Source organism: Mesorhizobium sp. LCM 4577, assembly GCF_001854795.2.
GTDB lineage: Bacteria > Pseudomonadota > Alphaproteobacteria > Rhizobiales > Rhizobiaceae > Mesorhizobium > Mesorhizobium plurifarium.
The window spans coordinates 820,439-835,385 of sequence record NZ_MDDU01000001.1 but is presented as its reverse complement, the minus strand read 5'-3'; the positions used below and the strand labels follow the sequence as shown (position 1 = coordinate 835,385).

Sequence of the window (14,947 nt, the reverse complement as noted above, 5' to 3'; positions counted from 1 at the left end):
GTGGCCGAAAGACAGCCAGGCGCAGCCTTTTCTTTCGCCTTCAGCCGAAAGGTTCCATCGCGCCGCAACTCGCTCTATAAGCCGCCACTCGCCCTCGTGGCGAATCCGAAATTCTTTGCAAGCCAGACACAGGATCGGCCGTTGTTTCGCTTCTTCCGTTCGACGGAAAACCAACGCCTCATTGCCAGGCTGGTGAGGGAATCCTTCCATGAGCATAAATTCGGCTATGGCGCGGCCATCCTGTCGATGCTGGTGGTGGCCGCCATGACCGGCGCCAGCGCCTGGATCCTGCGCGAGATCACCAACGAATTCGTCGTCTTCAAGCGGCTCGACCGCGTCAACCTGATCGCGGCGGGGGTCGCCGGGATCTTCCTGCTCAAGGGTTTTGCCAGCTTCGTCCAGGCCTATTTCATGAGCCGCGTCGGCAACGCCATCATCGCCGACCGCCAGCGCAAGATCTACGATCGCATCCTCGCGCAAGGCATCGAGTTCTATCATTCGACCTCATCGGCCGACCTGATCGCCCGCATGACCAACAACGCGCAGGCCGCGCGCAGCGTGCTCGACCTCGTCGTCACCTCCTATGTCCGCGACCTGGTGACGTTGATCGTCCTGGTCGGGGTCATGGTCTGGCAACAGCCGGCGCTGTCGCTGATCTGCTTTGTCGTCGGGCCTGTGGCGATCTATGGCGTCAACCGCATCCTCAAACGCGTGCGCAAGATCGCGGCGATGGAATTCGTCTCGCTCGGCCAGATCGTGCATGTGATGCAGGAGACGGCGATCGGCGTGCGCGTCGTCAAATCCTTCAATCTCGAAGCCGCGATGCGCAAGCGCATGCACAAGGCGGTGTCGGACGTCGAAACCCGCGCCAACAACATCGCGACGCTGGAAGCCGCCACAAGCCCGGTCATGGAAACGCTGGCGGGGCTGGCGATCGCCGGCGCCGTGCTGGTCAGCGGCCTGCTGGTGCTGCAGGGTGGCCAGATGCCGGGCAACATCATGGCCTTCATCGCGGCGCTGCTGCTGGCCTATGAGCCGGCAAAGCGCCTGGCACGCGTGCGCATCTCGCTGGAGACGGGCATCGTCGGCGTGCGCATGATGTTCCAGCTCGCCGACCGGCCGCTGACGCTCGCCGAGAAACCCGGCGCCACGCCGCTGCAACCAGGTCCGGGCGAAATCCGCTTCGACAATGTGAGCTTCGCCTATCCGGAAAGCCCGCCGGTGTTCGAAGGGTTCGACCTGACGCTCGCGGCCGGCAAGATGACGGCGCTGGTCGGGCCGTCGGGCAGCGGCAAGTCGACGATCCTGAACCTGATCATGCGCATGTACGACCCGCAGACCGGCAGGGTGATGTTCGACGGCCAGGACATCTCGTTCGCGACGCTGGATTCGCTCAGGCAGAAGATCGCCTATGTCAGCCAGGACACGTTCCTGTTTGCCGGCACCATCATGCACAACATCCGGCTCGGCCGCGAAGGCGCGACCGACGAGGAGGTGGTCGCCGCCGCCAAGGCCGCCAACGCGCATGAGTTCATCAGCGCGATGGCCAAGGGCTACGACACGGAGGTCGGCGAAAACGGCTCGATGCTCTCCGGCGGCCAGCGCCAGCGCATCTCGATCGCGCGCGCCATGCTGCGCAACGCCGAGATCCTGCTGCTCGACGAGGCAACCAGCGCGCTCGATGCCGAGTCGGAAGCGCTGTTCCGCGACGCGCTGCAGCAGCTCACCGCCGGGCGCACGACGATCGTCATCGCGCACCGGCTGTCGACGGTGCACCAGGCCGACACGATCGTGGTGCTGGAAAAGGGCAAGGTGCTGGAAAGCGGCCCGCACAAGGCGCTGCTCAAGCAGGGCGGGCTTTATCAGAAGCTTTATGAGTATCAGCTGATGCCGTAGCGCCGGCGCCTCTCCTTCTCCCCTTGTGGGAGAAGGTGGATCGGCGCGCAGCGCCGAGACGGATGAGGGGTGTTCCAGCGGAGTGAGACGCTGGCGAATTCTGACCGGATAAGCGGCGCCGCCAAGCTGGAACACCCCTCATCCGTCGCCTTCGGCGACACCTTCTCCCACAAGGGGAGAAGGGGGAGCCCAGCTTACTCCGGCACCTTCCTAACAGCGCCCTTGTCGGCGCTGGTGGCGAAGGCGGCGTAGGCGCGCAGCGCGGTCGTTACCTTGCGCTTGCGCTTTTCGGCCGGCTTCCAGGCGTCAGCGCCCTTGGCGTTCATCGCCGCCCGGCGCGCCTCGAGCTCGGCATCGCTGATGGCGAGGCGGATGGTGCGGTTGGGGATGTCGATCTCGATCGTGTCGCCTTCCTGGACGAGGGCGATCGCGCCGCCCTCGGCGGCTTCCGGCGAGACATGGCCGATCGACAGGCCGGACGTGCCGCCAGAGAAGCGGCCGTCGGTGATCAGCGCGCAGGCTTTGCCGAGACCCTTCGACTTCAAATAGCTGGTCGGGTAGAGCATCTCCTGCATGCCGGGGCCGCCGCGCGGACCCTCGTAGCGGATGACGACGATGTCGCCGGCCTTGATCTCGTTGCCGAGGATCGCCTTGACGGATGCATCCTGGCTCTCGAAGACGCGGGCCGGGCCGGTGAATTTCAGGATCGATTCATCGACGCCGGCCGTCTTCACGATGCAGCCGTCCAGCGCCAGATTGCCCTTCAGCACGGCAAGGCCGCCATCCTTGGAGAACGGCGTCTTTGCCGAGCGGATGACGCCTTTTTCGCGGTCAAGGTCGAGCTCGTCCCAGCGGCGGTCCTGGCTGAAGGCGACCTGGGTCGGCACGCCGCCAGGGGCGGCGCGGAAGAACTCGCGAACATTCTCGGCCGAGGTGCGGGCGATATCCCAATGGTCGAGCGCTTCGCCGAGCGTGGCGGTATGCACGGTCGGCAGGTCGCGGTTGATCAGCCCAGCCTGGTCGAGCTGGCCGAGGATCGCCATGATGCCGCCGGCGCGGTGCACGTCTTCCATATGCACGTCGGACTTGGCCGGCGCCACCTTGCAGAGCACCGGCACCTTGCGCGACAGCCGGTCGATATCCTCCATGGTGAAGTCGACCTCGCCCTCATGCGCGGCGGCAAGGATATGCAGCACCGTGTTGGTCGAGCCGCCCATGGCAATGTCAAGCGCCATGGCGTTCTCGAAAGCGCCCTTGGAGGCGATGCTGCGCGGCAGTGCGCTTTCGTCGTCCTGCTCGTAATAGCGCTGGGCGAGGTCGACGGCGAGGTGGCCGGCCTCGACGAACAGGCGCTTGCGATCGGCATGGGTGGCCAAGGTCGAGCCGTTGCCGGGCAGCGACAGGCCGAGCGCCTCGGTCAGGCAGTTCATCGAATTGGCGGTGAACATGCCCGAGCAGGAGCCGCAGGTCGGGCAGGCCGAACGCTCGATGACCTTGACGTCCTCGTCGGAGATCTTGTCGTCGGCGGCGGCGACCATGGCGTCGACCAGGTCAAGCGCCTGCGCCTTGCCAGCCAGCACCACCTTGCCGGCCTCCATCGGCCCGCCGGAGACGAAGACGGTCGGGATATTGAGGCGTAAGCTGGCCATCAGCATGCCGGGGGTGATCTTGTCGCAATTGGAGATGCAGACCATGGCGTCGGCGCAATGCGCATTGACCATGTATTCGACGGAATCGGCGATCAGCTCCCGCGACGGCAGCGAATAGAGCATGCCGTCGTGACCCATGGCGATGCCATCATCCACTGCGATGGTGTTGAACTCCTTGGCGACGCCGCCGGCCTTCTCAATCTCGCGCGCGACGAGCTGGCCGAGATCCTTCAGATGCACGTGGCCCGGCACGAACTGGGTGAAGGAGTTGACCACCGCAATGATCGGCTTGCCGAAATCCGAGTCCTTCATGCCGGTGGCGCGCCACAGGCCGCGGGCGCCGGCCATGTTGCGGCCATGGGTGGTGGTGCGGGAACGATAGGCGGGCATCGAGTTGTCCTTGCTGGCTGGCCGCGCCGACGCGCGGCGGGCGGCGCTCGAATTTTAGTCGGCAGCGGTTATAGCGGCCATGGTCCGGACTTGCCACAATTTTGCGCTGCACCAGCACGCTTCGGCAAATTTGAGCTCTTCAGAAAATTTTGCTGCCGCTGTCGGATCGCGTCTCGCTGCAGCGTCCTTAAGGCAGACGGCATCGAAATGGCACGAAATCGCCGGCGAACCGTTTGACAAGGAAAGCCAACATGAAGCCCGAGGAGCGCGACATGCAAAAGATCACCACTTGCCTATGGTTCAACGACCAGGCCGAGGAAGCAATGAACCATTACACATCCATCTTCAAGAATTCGAAGGTGCTGAGCGTGATGCGCTGGCCCAAGGGCCATCGGGATGAGGGCAAGGTTCTGGTGACCACGTTCGAGCTCGACGGGGTGCCGTTCCAGGCGCTCAATGGTGGACCGGAATTCAATTTCACCGAAGCCATGTCGCAGTCGATCGACTGCAAAACGCAGGAAGAGGTCGATCATTTCTGGGAGAGGCTCAGCGAAGGCGGCCAGCCCGGCCCATGCGGCTGGCTGAAGGACAAGTTCGGCGTCTCGTGGCAGGTCGTGCCGGAGCAGCTGCCAAGACTGCTTATGGATCCGGACAGGGCCAAGGCCGGTCGGGTGATGTCGGCAATGATGCAGATGGGCAAGATCGACATCGCCAAGATCGAGGAAGCGGCCAGGGGGTGAGAATTAGGGAATGGTGAATGGTGAAGATTAGCAGCCCACTCTTTCCCGCTACTACTCACTATTCACTATTCACCATTCACCAAATCACGCCGCCTTGTCGCGCACCTGATAGTCCTTCACCGCAGTGAAGCGGATCGCTTTCCAGCGCTCGGCTTCGTAGTTCAGCGAGAAGGCGTGYTGGGCGAGGAAGACCGGATCGTTGTCGAGGTCGCGGGCGATGTCGCCGCGATGCGCTTCGATGAAGCGCTGCACCTCCGCCTTGTCGTCGGCCGCGATCCAGCGGCAGACCGAGAAGCGCGACATCTCGAAATCCACCGGCAGCGTGTATTCGATGTTCAGCCGCTCCTTCAGAACGTCGAGCTGGAGCGCGCCGACGACGCCGACAATGGCCGGCGAGCCGTCTTCCGGCGAGAACAGCTGCACCACGCCTTCCTCGGCCATCTGGTGCAGCGCTTCCTTCAGCTTCTTGGCCTTCATGGCGTCGCCGAGGCGCACGCGGCGCAGGATTTCCGGGGCGAAGTTCGGCACGCCGCGGAACAGTATCTCCTCGCCTTCGGTCAGCGTGTCGCCGATGCGCAGCGTGCCGTGATTGGGAATGCCGACGACGTCGCCGGCGAAAGCCTCGTCGGCGGTGACGCGGGTGCGGGCGAAGAAGAATTGCGGCGCCGAGAGCGACATCGGCTTGCCAGTGCGCACCAGCTTGGCCTTCATGCCGCGCTCCAGCGTGCCCGAGCAGACGCGCACGAAGGCGATGCGGTCGCGGTGGTTGGGGTCCATGTTGGCCTGGATCTTGAAGACGAAGGAGGTCATCTTCTCCTCCGTCGCCTCCACCGTGCGGGTATCGGCCTCCTGGGCGCGCGGCGGCGGACCGTAGGCGCCGAGCGCCTCGATCAGATCGCGCACGCCGTAATTGCGCAGCGCCGAGCCGAAATAGACCGGCGTCAGATGGCCTTCGCGGAAGGCGTCGATATCGAGAGGCCGACAGGCCTCGCGCGCCAGTTCGAGCTCCTCGATGAAGGCTTCGCGCTCATTGTCCGGCAAAAGCCCTGCGACACGGTTGGAATCCGGGCCGTTGACGGGCGTGCGTTCCTTTTCCTCATCGCCCTTGCGCACGGCGTTGAGCGCCAGGTGATAGGTGCCGGAAAACGTCCTGCCGCGGCCGATCGGCCAGGTGACGGGCGCCGTGTCGAGCGCCAGCTTCTGCTCGATCTCGTCCAGGATCTCGAACGGGTCGCGGCTCTCGCGGTCCATCTTGTTGACGAAGGTGATGATCGGGATGTCGCGCAGCCGGCAGACCTCGAACAGCTTCAGCGTGCGCGGCTCGATGCCCTTGGCGGCGTCGATGACCATGACGGCCGAGTCCACCGCCGACAGGGTGCGGTAAGTGTCGTCGGCGAAATCCTCGTGGCCGGGCGTGTCGAGCAGGTTGAAGACGTTGCCTTCATACTCGAAGGTCATCACCGAGGTGACGACGGAGATGCCGCGCTCGCGCTCGATCTTCATCCAGTCGGACCGGGTCTGGATGCGGTCCTTCTTGGCCTTGACCTCGCCGGCGAGCTGGATGGCGCCGCCGAACAGAAGCAGCTTTTCGGTGAGCGTCGTCTTGCCCGCGTCGGGGTGGGCGATGATCGCGAAGGTGCGGCGGCGCGATACCGCCTGTTCGATGTCTTCTGCCAATTTTTGGAATCCTGTCTGTGGCGCGGGCTTCTAGCAGCGCCAGCCCGGCATGTCGACAGTTTCGGGCAGATCGGATCGACTGGCGCGACAGACAAAAGCGCCGTCGGCAAAAGACCCTGGCCTTCAAATCCACAGACCGCCGCGACCGGTGTTGCGGCCGTGCCAGGTGACCGACGAGATTTCCGAACGTTTGATACCGATGTCGCGCAACAGATAGTCGGGCAACTCGTTCAGCCAGGCGCGGTCCCTGCGGATGCGAACCATCCGTGCCACGAAGCGCAGGCCAGAGTGGCATATTTCGACGGCTGTTGCCGAGAAACGCCCGTCAGCGGACTGACCGGCGACAGGCTTCATTTCTATGCGAAGGGTTGGCATGATCATTTTCCTTTTATCCAAACGAAGAGATCGGGAGGGCCACGGCCCTCCCGAGGATGCTGCCCGTCACGCCTGTCAGGACCGGTCGTGCTCGCAGCTCACATAAGGGTTCCAGTCCGCGAACATGCCGGCCGGATTGTGCCGCCAGTGCCAGACGTGGAGCTCGTAGTACGGATCCACCGGGTGGACACCCACCGTCGTCTTACGCTGCAGGGTGCGGCCGAGGAATTCGGGGATGCCTTTACCCTTCCAGTCCTTTTCGAAGACGATGTATTCCATGCCGACGAGTTGCATCGAGCCATCGGCCTCCGGCTCGTAGGTCAGCACGTCCGGCTCGCCGAGCACCAGCTTGCCGTCGCCGGCCCGGCCGGGATGGATGAAATGGACGCCCATCGTGCCGTGCTCGTCATGCGTCGTGCATTCGAACAGCTGCTGGTAGCCGTCCGCCTTGGCGACCTTGATGTCGAGGTATTTGGCCGCCATGTCCCGGGACCGGTTGAGCACCGGATCGGGCATGTCATGCGCGACCGCTGTGCCGCAAAGCAGCGCCGAGGCGCCAACGGCGAGGACGATTTCCGCAAAGCGCGTCACGATCGATCCCTCCCCTTCAGGCGGCGGCGTAAGCCGTCGTCGGATCGAACAGGCGCTTGACCTGCGTGATCTTTGTCGCCGGGAAGCCGCTCATCTTCGCATGGCGCTGGATGATCGCCTCGTCCTTGGCGAGATAGACGCAGAACGTCTTGTCGTCCGTCACGAAGGATTCGACCCACTGGATGTCCGGGCCGAGCTCGGCCAGAACGGCGTTCGAGGCCTTGGACGCGTCGCGCAGTTGCTCGCGCTCGAAGGTGCCGACCTTGGGAATTTCGCGCTCAATGATGTACTTCTRCATTTTGCAATCTCCTTGATCTGAGGTTCAAATGCCGCCGGGCACTCGATCAGATCGGTGCCGGTGACATCCCTGGGGCGGCTGGGGTAAACTCTCGCTTGGCCCGCCAGGCAGACGGAGATTTACGGAACAGGCGGCCGACAGTCCTTACGCCGGCCTTATCTTCTTCTGATCCTTTGCCCATTGTCGTTACGGGGATTGCTGCCGATGGGAATTTATAGCTTCGGGGACTTCGAGCTCAATGAGGATTCCCGTGCCCTTCGTCTCGCCGGAAGCGAGATCGAGGCGCAGCCCCTGGTCTTCGATTTCCTCGCCATCCTGCTGCGGCACCAAGACCGGGCCATGAGCAAGGATGAGCTGCTTGAGACGTTGTGGCCCGGCGTGACGGTGACCGAAGCTTCGCTGCAGCGTGTCGCGAGCCTTGCCCGCGGCATCCTTAGACAGGGCGGCATGGAGGCGGCGCTGCGCAACCTGCCCCGTTTCGGCTACCGGATTTGCCTCGATCAGCCGTCGATTTCGGAACGCAGGCCCGCCGATGCGGGCGGCAAGCCTTCCAGCCTTGGCTCATCAATCCTGTCGGCACGCGCGGCCGTTGCAGGCAGAAAATGGCACGAGGCAGCGGCTTCCTTCGCAAAAGCGGATGCCGCCGACGAGCTGCTGACGCCCGACCTCGAAGAATGGGGCCTGGCGCTGGAATGCATGGGGCGTCCGGCCGAAGCCATCCCGCTCCTGGCGCGCGCGGTGACGGCTTACGGCGTCGCCGGCGAGCGCCTGCGCGCGGCTTCCCCGGCAATCACCCTTGCCAGGATCCATCTCGAGAGAGGCGAGCTTGCCGTCGCCAAAGGCTGGCACAAGCGCGCCGCGCAGCTGATCGATACCGCTTCCGACAGCAGGGAGCACGGCCTCTGGTGCTGGATGGGGGCGCGCATCATGGGCGCGGAAGCCGAGCCGGAACAGGCGCTTGCGCTGGCCGAGCAGGCCTTCGCGGTCGGCAGGCACCTCGACGATCCGGTGGTGGAGTCGCTCGGCCTCATCTATCGCGGCTTCTTCAAACTATGTCTCGGTGAAACCAAGGCCGGGCAGGAGGATCAGGACCTTGCCGCGGCGCTCGGCCTGTCCAGCGACGTCGACCCGATCGTCGGCGGCATTCTCTACTGCAACATCCTGTGGGCCTGCCGGAATTTCGGCGACTGGTCGCGCGCCAATCAATGGACGCTCGGCTACGAGGACTGGTGCAGAGGACATGGGCTGGAAGACCTTTCGGGCTCGTGCCGGCTGCATCGCGCCGAAGTGCTCGGCGTTCATGGCACGCTGAAGGAGGCGGAGGCGCTTGTGCGCGCGGCACTCGACCAGCTCGCCCTCGACGCGCCCTGGGCAACCGGTGACGCCTTGCGCGTGCTGGGTGATATCCACCTCGCGGCCGGGGAGTTCACGGAGGCCGAAACGGCCTATCGCGCGTCACATGCGGCGGGCTGGGATCCGCAGCCCGGGCTAGCGCTGCTGCAGCTCGAGCAGGGACAGGCGGAGGCCGCTTTCAGCGCTCTCGAACGTTCCTTGGTGGGCAACGGCTGGCCGACCCTGCAGCGGCGGGGCATGGTCCTTGCCACTCTGGCCAAGGTGGCGGCGTGCACCAACCGGCGCGAGCGGGCGAAAGAGGTGATTGCCGAATTGGAGACGCAGCCGCAGCGCTGGCCGATGGCGTCTGTCCAGGCGCTGACTGCGGAAGCCAAGGCGGAGCTTTTCATGCTGGAAGAGCGCTTCGCCGAGGCCGCCCGTGAACTGCAGATCGCATGCTCCCGTTGGAACGAGGTCGGTTCGCCGATCAATGTCGCCGACGCCAGGCTGTCGCTCGCCGCGCTTCTCATCAAGATCGGCGATCGTTCCGGCGCGGAACTAGAGCTCGGCACAGCGCTGGCGGCCGCGAAGAAAGTGGACTCTTCCCGGCTCATGCGGCGCTGCGAAAAGCTGAAGGACCTGATTGCCGGCGCGCAGGCGCTCACGGTGGGCGGCGAATAGCCGCTTCTCGCTTGAGGTCTGGCCGGTGCGATGGCATGACGGTGGAAACCTCCCCCAAAAGGTCCGGCATGAGCAGCGCAAAGCAAGTCATCGTCATCGGAGCCGGTATCATCGGCGCCTCGATCGCCTGGCATCTGACGAAAGCCGGCGCATGCGTGACGGTCGTCTCGACAGGCGGTGCCGGCGGTGTCGCAACGCCGAATTCCTTTGCCTGGATCAACGCAAGCTGGGGCAATCCGGAAACCTATTTCCGGCTACGCATCCGCGCGATGGCCGAATGGAAACGGCTGGCGAACGACCTGCCGGGGCTGCCGCTCGCCTGGTGCGGCGGCCTGTGCTGGGACCTGCCCGCGGACAGGCTCGAGGCCTACGCGGTCGAGCACTCATCCTGGGGATACGGCATCGAGCGGGTCGGGCGCGAACAAGCGGCGCGTATCGAGCCCAACCTGGCGGAACTTCCCGACTTTGCACTTTATGTTGCCCAGGAAGGCGTGGCCGAGCCAGCGGCGACCACGAAGGCGCTGCTGGCGGACGCGGAGCGGCGTGGCGCGCGGATCGTCACGGGTACCGTCGACAGGGTGGCGCTGGTCAACGGCAAGGTCACGGGCGTTGTCGTTTCGGGCGAAACCATCGGGGCGGACGACRTGGTGATCGCTGCTGGCGCCGGGGCGCCGGCGATCGCCGCAACCGCCGACATCAAGCTGCCGATCGAGACCCCGCCGGGCCTGATCGTGCACTCGCGCCCTTCGAGGAAGCTGCTCAACGGCCTGGTGCTGGCCGACAGACTGCACATGCGCCAGACGGCCGAGGGACGCATCATCGCCGGCTCCGATTTCGGCGGCGGCGATCCGGGCGACCATCCGGAAGCCGCCGCGCGCGAACTGTTCGCCGCGACGAAAGCAATGCTGCGCGACGCCGCCGGGCTGGAATTCGACTTCCACACCATCGGCTACCGTCCGACGCCGGCCGACGGTTTCCCGATCGTCAGCCGCGCCGAAGGCGTCGGCGGCCTCTACATCGCCGTCACCCATTCCGGCATCACGCTGGCGCCGGCCGTGGGGCTGTTCGCCACCCGCGAAATCCTCGACGGCGAGCGTGATGCGTTGCTCGCGCCTTATGCTCTGTCGCGCTTCGTTTAGTAGCCGGCTGACGGCGGCAGCCGCCGTGCCGAGACCTCAGCTTGCCAGCGCCCACCGGGACGTCGCCGGCGCGAAGGGCCGGATGCTGGTGGTGTCGCGGGTCATCGTCACGAAGCTCGACTGCGGAATCTCATGCCAAGTCCGGCCGTCGCGATCGAACGGTTCCGAGACGATGCAGCGGCCGACGCCCCGGGCGAAGGCAGCGGTGTAGAGCGTCGGCGCCTGGTCGTCGGTGGCGTAGCGAACCGCGTGAAGCGCCCTTCCGTCACTGAAGGCGGCGGTCAGTTTCAGGAACGGCTCAATGCCGGCCCGGCGCGCTGCCTCGAGCACGCGGCCGGTGGCGCGCGACACGGCGCCTTGCGGATCCTGCGCCAGGCCTTCGCCGAGCATCACGCGGAAAAAGAGTTCGGAATCCGTGGTACCTTCGAGCTGTTCGAACAACGTATCGGAGAGCGAATTCTCCAGCACCCGACGGATCTTCTCGAAGCCACCGATCTGGCCGTTGTGCATGAACGACCAGCGACCCGAGACGAAGGGATGGCAGTTCGCGCGGCTGGTGAGGCCGCCTGTCGAGGCGCGCACATGGGCCAGGAACAGGCCGGATTTCACCTGGCGTCCAAGGCTCCTGAGATTGGTGTCGGACCAGGCCGGCAGAACATCGCGATAAAGCCCGGGTTCCGGGCGGTCGCCATACCAGGCCACGCCGAAGCCGTCGGCATTTGTCGGCGATTTCGCCTCCCGCGCCTGGCTGCTTTGAACGATCAGCGAATGGGAGGGTGCGGCGATGACATCCTCCAGAAAGATCGCGTCGCCGAGATAGGCTGCCCACCTGCACATTGTCCTGTGATCCTCTGTCGATGCGTCTTTGAGCGCGCGAAGGAATTCGCGGCCCGTCGAGCGTCACAGATGACAGGAAGGAGATTGGGCGTCCTTACGCAGCGCTTACGTTTCGCTGATCTCTACCTGAATGCGGCAGCTCGGGAATTTTCATCAGCCGACGACCATTGCCAGCTTCCCCGCTGCCGGCGCGAACGGGCGGATGTCGGTGCCGGCCTTTGTCATGGTGACGAAGCTCGATGGCGGGATCGCCTGCCAGTCGCCGCCGTCCCGGTCGAAGGGCTCGGAGACGATGCAACGACCGGCGCGCCTCGCGAAGGCGCCGGTGTAGAGCGTTGGCGCATGGCCGTCGGTGGCGTAGCGCACGGCATGAAGCGCCTGCCCATCCGAAAAGGCCGCGGTGAGCTTCAAAGCCGGCTCAATGCCGGCGCGGCGCGAGGCTTCGATGACGCGGCCGGTTGCCCTCGAGACCGCGCCCAACGGGTCGCCGGCCAACCCCTGGTCGATCATCAGGAGAAAAAAGAGCTCGGAATCGGTGGTGCCCTCGCGCTGATCGAAGACTTCATCGGAAAGCGAGTTTTCCAGCGCGCGGCGGATCTTTTCGAAGCCGCCGATCTGGCCGTTATGCATGAAGGACCAGCGGCCGGAGACGAAAGGATGGCAGTTCATGCGGCTGGTGGCGCCGCCGGTCGAAGCGCGCACATGGGCGAGGAACAGGCCGGACTTGATCTGCCGGCACAGGCTTTTCAGATTGGGGTCGGACCATGCCGGCAAGATGTCGCGATAGAGCCCAGGCTCGGACCGGTCGCCATACCAGGCAAGGCCGAAGCCGTCGCCATTGGTCGGCGACTTGGCTTCCTGGGCGCAGTGGCTTTGGGCGATCAACGAGTGGCAGGGCGCGGTGATGATGTCTTCGAGGAAGACCGCTTCACCCAGATAGGCCGCCCACCGGCACATCGCACTCCACCTTTATCAGGCGCGATCCATCAGAGCCGCCGGCTCCTTGACCGCATTTGAACCTCTGTTGTGCGTGCGCTCATAGAGCTCACGAACGATTCGGCTCGCCGTAGTTTCGAACAGAAACGGCAAGAAAGCGTGAACGAGCGCGGCGGCCGCTGCCATCGACAGGCGCGAGCAGAACCAGGCGGCAAAGGCCATGTGGCCAAAATAGGTCTCGCCGACCTTCTCCGGGTGAGCCGTGAACAGTGCCGTAAACCGTGTCGTCATGGTGGTCCCTCCTGCCGGATTAGGTCTCGATGATGGATACCATGTCATACGGCTGGGGTGCATCGGTCCTAATTCGTCCTTGCTTTTTGCTATTTTGTGAGACATTCATCCCAATGTGCCGACGGAAATCGATGAGATCGATCGAAGATTGCTGGCCGAGCTGCAACGCGACGGCACGCTTTCGGTCGACCAGCTGTCGGAGCGCGTGGCGCTGTCGCGCAATGCCTGCTGGCGGCGCGTCAAGCGGCTGGAGGAGGACGGCGTCATCACCGGGCGCGTGGCGCTGGTCGATGCCGACAAGCTGGGGCTTGGTCTCTCGGTCTTCATCCTGGTCCGCACCTCCAACCACGACCCGGACTGGCTGCAGAAATTCCGCGCGGCGGTGACCGGCTTTACCGAGATCACCGGCGTCTACCGCATGTCGGGCGACCTCGATTACGTGCTGAGGGCCCGCGTCGCCGACGTGAAAGCCTATGACCGACTCTACCAGCGGCTGATCGCCAAGGTGGCGCTGTCGGACGTTTCGGCCTCCTTCGTCATGGAGGAGATCAAGGAGACGACCGTGGTGCCGGTGGAACTGCGCTGACGAACTTCGTCATTCCAGGGCGAAGCAGGAGCGAAGCTCCGTCGCGGAGACCCTGGAATCCATGCCGGGACCTTGATCGAAGGTTGCAGCGAAGCAAAATTCGGCACCGTGAGCGGCGCTCGCATGTCACGGAATGGATCGTCGGGTCTACGCGCGTCGCTTCGCTCCATGCACCGCCCGTGGATGACGAAGCGATGAGCATTCTCGCCAAAATTGGCGGCGATGCCATAGTCACGCCAGAAAGAAAGGCGTTGATAGGCTCTGATCCCGAGTTGACCGAATCGGCATTCGCGACGATACGAGTGGGCTCATGCGCACGGCTGTCCATCCTTCCTCCGTCATCGGCCCCACCGTCGGTTTCGTCAGGCTTCCGCATGGCGAGGGCCTGCCTCTGCCGGCCTATGAGAGCGCGGGCGCCGCCGGTATGGATTTGCGCGCCGCCGTTCCGGAAGACCGGCCGCTGCTCATCCTGCCGGGGAAACGCGCGCTGGTGCCGACCGGGCTTGTCCTGGAAATCCCGGAAGGCGTGGAAGGCCAGGTGCGGCCGCGCTCGGGCCTTGCCTTCAAGCATGGGCTCACCGTCCTCAACTCGCCCGGCACCGTCGACAGCGACTATCGCGGCGAGGTGAAAGTCCTGCTCGTCAACCTCGGCGACGAGGATTTCTCGGTGACGCGCGGCATGCGCATCGCCCAGATCGTCTTCGCCGCCGTGACCCAGATCACGGTCGAGGAGCGGGCACTGGCCGGCGGCACGACGCGCGGTACCGGTGGGTTCGGGTCGACCGGCATCGCTTGAATGGCAATACCCAAGCTGGTCATCTTCGACTGCGACGGGGTTCTGGTCGACACCGAGAACCTTGCCAATCGGCGCCTCGCCGAATGGCTGACCGATGCCGGCTTTGCGACCACATTCGAATATTGCCGCAAGCATTTTTCCGGCCGCAGCATGGTCTCGGTGCAGAAAGAGATCGAAGAGACGACCGAGGCCAGGCTCGGCGCCGATTTCGTCGAGCGCTGGAATGCCGGCCTGCCGGATCTTTTTTCGCACGGCGTCGAGGCGATCCCCTATGTTCGTGAGTTCGTCGAGGCAGTCCGCGCGGCCGGTATCGACTATTGCGTCGCCTCCTCGGCGCGGGTGTCGAAAATGCACATCACGCTCGGGCAGACCGGGCTCCTGCCGTTGTTCGAGCATGCGATGTTCTCGTCCACCATGGTCAGCCGAGGCAAGCCGTTCCCGGACCTGTTTCTCCACGCGGCAGGGACGCAGGGCTTCGCGCCGGCCGACTGCATCGTCATCGAGGACAGCGTCGCGGGGACCAAGGCCGGTATCGCCGCCGGCATGCGGGTGTTCTCCTATCACGCCGATCCATTCTCCGACCGCGACGGCCTGGCGGCGGCCGGCGRCATCCTGTTCGACGACATGCGCCAACTGGCAGGGCTGGTACCGATCCGCTGATCGGACACTCGGCTGTACGGCGAAATGCTGTACGGCGAAATCTTCCGTGCTAGCCTGCAGCGTCGGACAAGAA

At 64.6% G+C, this 14,947-nt stretch carries 15 protein-coding genes; 7 read left to right on the top strand and 8 right to left on the bottom strand.

Annotated elements, in window-relative coordinates; all coding sequences use genetic code 11:
* Nucleotides 1–141: 141 nt before the first annotated feature.
* Entirely contained in the window at nt 142–1,896 is a 1,755-nt protein-coding gene (locus LCM4577_RS03965) for an ABC transporter ATP-binding protein (protein ID WP_071069902.1), read from the top strand.
* A gap of 194 nt (nt 1,897–2,090) precedes the next feature.
* Here LCM4577_RS03965 and ilvD read toward each other — a convergent pair whose 3' ends face one another.
* The gene (gene ilvD / locus LCM4577_RS03960; protein ID WP_071069697.1) at nt 2,091–3,935 is read right to left on the bottom strand and encodes a dihydroxy-acid dehydratase; all 1,845 of its coding nucleotides are present in this window, start codon (nt 3,933–3,935) and stop codon (nt 2,091–2,093) included.
* A gap of 272 nt (nt 3,936–4,207) precedes the next feature.
* Between ilvD and LCM4577_RS03955 the strand changes: the two genes are divergently transcribed.
* Nucleotides 4,208–4,675 carry a VOC family protein gene (locus LCM4577_RS03955; protein WP_071069901.1) on the top strand — a complete coding sequence of 156 codons (468 nt, stop codon included), beginning with the start codon at nt 4,208–4,210 and terminating at the stop codon, nt 4,673–4,675.
* A gap of 84 nt (nt 4,676–4,759) precedes the next feature.
* On the opposite strand, the gene LCM4577_RS03950 is transcribed toward LCM4577_RS03955, so the two are convergent.
* The 4 genes from LCM4577_RS03950 to LCM4577_RS03935 all read right to left on the bottom strand — a co-directional run bounded on the left by LCM4577_RS03950 (nt 4,760) and on the right by LCM4577_RS03935 (nt 7,616).
* On the bottom strand, nt 4,760–6,352 hold the full coding sequence (locus LCM4577_RS03950; RefSeq protein WP_040988589.1) for a peptide chain release factor 3: 1,593 nt from the start codon (nt 6,350–6,352) through the stop codon (nt 4,760–4,762).
* Between the two features lie 123 nt (nt 6,353–6,475).
* Nucleotides 6,476–6,733, bottom strand: coding sequence for a DUF1127 domain-containing protein (locus tag LCM4577_RS03945; protein ID WP_083354622.1), 258 nt, complete (start codon nt 6,731–6,733; stop codon nt 6,476–6,478).
* 69 nt (nt 6,734–6,802) lie between these two features.
* Entirely contained in the window at nt 6,803–7,318 is a 516-nt protein-coding gene (locus tag LCM4577_RS03940) for a hypothetical protein (protein ID WP_052458132.1), read from the bottom strand.
* A gap of 16 nt (nt 7,319–7,334) precedes the next feature.
* On the bottom strand, nt 7,335–7,616 hold the full coding sequence (locus tag LCM4577_RS03935) for a DUF4242 domain-containing protein (RefSeq protein WP_071069695.1): 282 nt from the start codon (nt 7,614–7,616) through the stop codon (nt 7,335–7,337).
* 204 nt (nt 7,617–7,820) lie between these two features.
* Between LCM4577_RS03935 and LCM4577_RS03930 the strand changes: the two genes are divergently transcribed.
* A complete protein-coding gene (locus LCM4577_RS03930) occupies nt 7,821–9,629 on the top strand; it encodes a winged helix-turn-helix domain-containing protein (RefSeq protein WP_071069693.1) in 1,809 nt (602 codons plus the stop codon).
* Between the two features lie 68 nt (nt 9,630–9,697).
* Nucleotides 9,698–10,768, top strand: a complete 1,071-nt coding sequence (locus LCM4577_RS03925) for an FAD-binding oxidoreductase (protein WP_071069692.1) — start codon at nt 9,698–9,700, stop codon at nt 10,766–10,768.
* Between the two features lie 36 nt (nt 10,769–10,804).
* Here LCM4577_RS03925 and LCM4577_RS03920 read toward each other — a convergent pair whose 3' ends face one another.
* The 3 genes from LCM4577_RS03920 to LCM4577_RS03910 all read right to left on the bottom strand — a co-directional run bounded on the left by LCM4577_RS03920 (nt 10,805) and on the right by LCM4577_RS03910 (nt 12,832).
* On the bottom strand, nt 10,805–11,605 hold the full coding sequence (locus LCM4577_RS03920; RefSeq protein ID WP_040988600.1) for a class II glutamine amidotransferase: 801 nt from the start codon (nt 11,603–11,605) through the stop codon (nt 10,805–10,807).
* A gap of 153 nt (nt 11,606–11,758) precedes the next feature.
* A complete protein-coding gene (locus LCM4577_RS03915; protein ID WP_071069690.1) occupies nt 11,759–12,562 on the bottom strand; it encodes a class II glutamine amidotransferase in 804 nt (267 codons plus the stop codon).
* A gap of 15 nt (nt 12,563–12,577) precedes the next feature.
* Nucleotides 12,578–12,832, bottom strand: a complete 255-nt coding sequence (locus LCM4577_RS03910) for a DUF6356 family protein (protein ID WP_071036384.1) — start codon at nt 12,830–12,832, stop codon at nt 12,578–12,580.
* 115 nt (nt 12,833–12,947) lie between these two features.
* Here LCM4577_RS03910 and LCM4577_RS03905 point away from each other — a divergent pair, with 115 nt between their 5' ends.
* The 3 genes from LCM4577_RS03905 (at nt 12,948) to LCM4577_RS03895 (ending at nt 14,874) form a co-directional block, all read left to right on the top strand.
* On the top strand, nt 12,948–13,418 hold the full coding sequence (locus LCM4577_RS03905; protein WP_071069688.1) for an Lrp/AsnC family transcriptional regulator: 471 nt from the start codon (nt 12,948–12,950) through the stop codon (nt 13,416–13,418).
* A gap of 310 nt (nt 13,419–13,728) precedes the next feature.
* Nucleotides 13,729–14,214, top strand: a complete 486-nt coding sequence (gene dut / locus LCM4577_RS03900; protein ID WP_071036386.1) for a dUTP diphosphatase — start codon at nt 13,729–13,731, stop codon at nt 14,212–14,214.
* A complete protein-coding gene (locus LCM4577_RS03895; RefSeq protein ID WP_071069686.1) occupies nt 14,215–14,874 on the top strand; it encodes an HAD family phosphatase in 660 nt (219 codons plus the stop codon).
* Nucleotides 14,875–14,947: the final 73 nt, after the last annotated feature.

Excerpts from the sequence above, each read along its gene's own strand:
- LCM4577_RS03955 (WP_071069901.1), top strand. The coding sequence starts at position 4,208 with ATGCAAAAGATCACCACTTGCCTATGGTTCAACGACCAGGCCGAGGAA.
- LCM4577_RS03920 (WP_040988600.1), bottom strand. The coding sequence starts at position 11,605 with ATGTGCAGGTGGGCAGCCTATCTCGGCGACGCGATCTTTCTGGAGGAT.
- LCM4577_RS03930 (WP_071069693.1), top strand. The coding sequence starts at position 7,821 with ATGGGAATTTATAGCTTCGGGGACTTCGAGCTCAATGAGGATTCCCGT.
- LCM4577_RS03915 (WP_071069690.1), bottom strand. The coding sequence starts at position 12,562 with ATGTGCCGGTGGGCGGCCTATCTGGGTGAAGCGGTCTTCCTCGAAGAC.
- dut (WP_071036386.1), top strand. The coding sequence starts at position 13,729 with ATGCGCACGGCTGTCCATCCTTCCTCCGTCATCGGCCCCACCGTCGGT.
- LCM4577_RS03910 (WP_071036384.1), bottom strand. The coding sequence starts at position 12,832 with ATGACGACACGGTTTACGGCACTGTTCACGGCTCACCCGGAGAAGGTC.
- LCM4577_RS03945 (WP_083354622.1), bottom strand. The coding sequence starts at position 6,733 with ATGATCATGCCAACCCTTCGCATAGAAATGAAGCCTGTCGCCGGTCAG.
- ilvD (WP_071069697.1), bottom strand. The coding sequence starts at position 3,935 with ATGCCCGCCTATCGTTCCCGCACCACCACCCATGGCCGCAACATGGCC.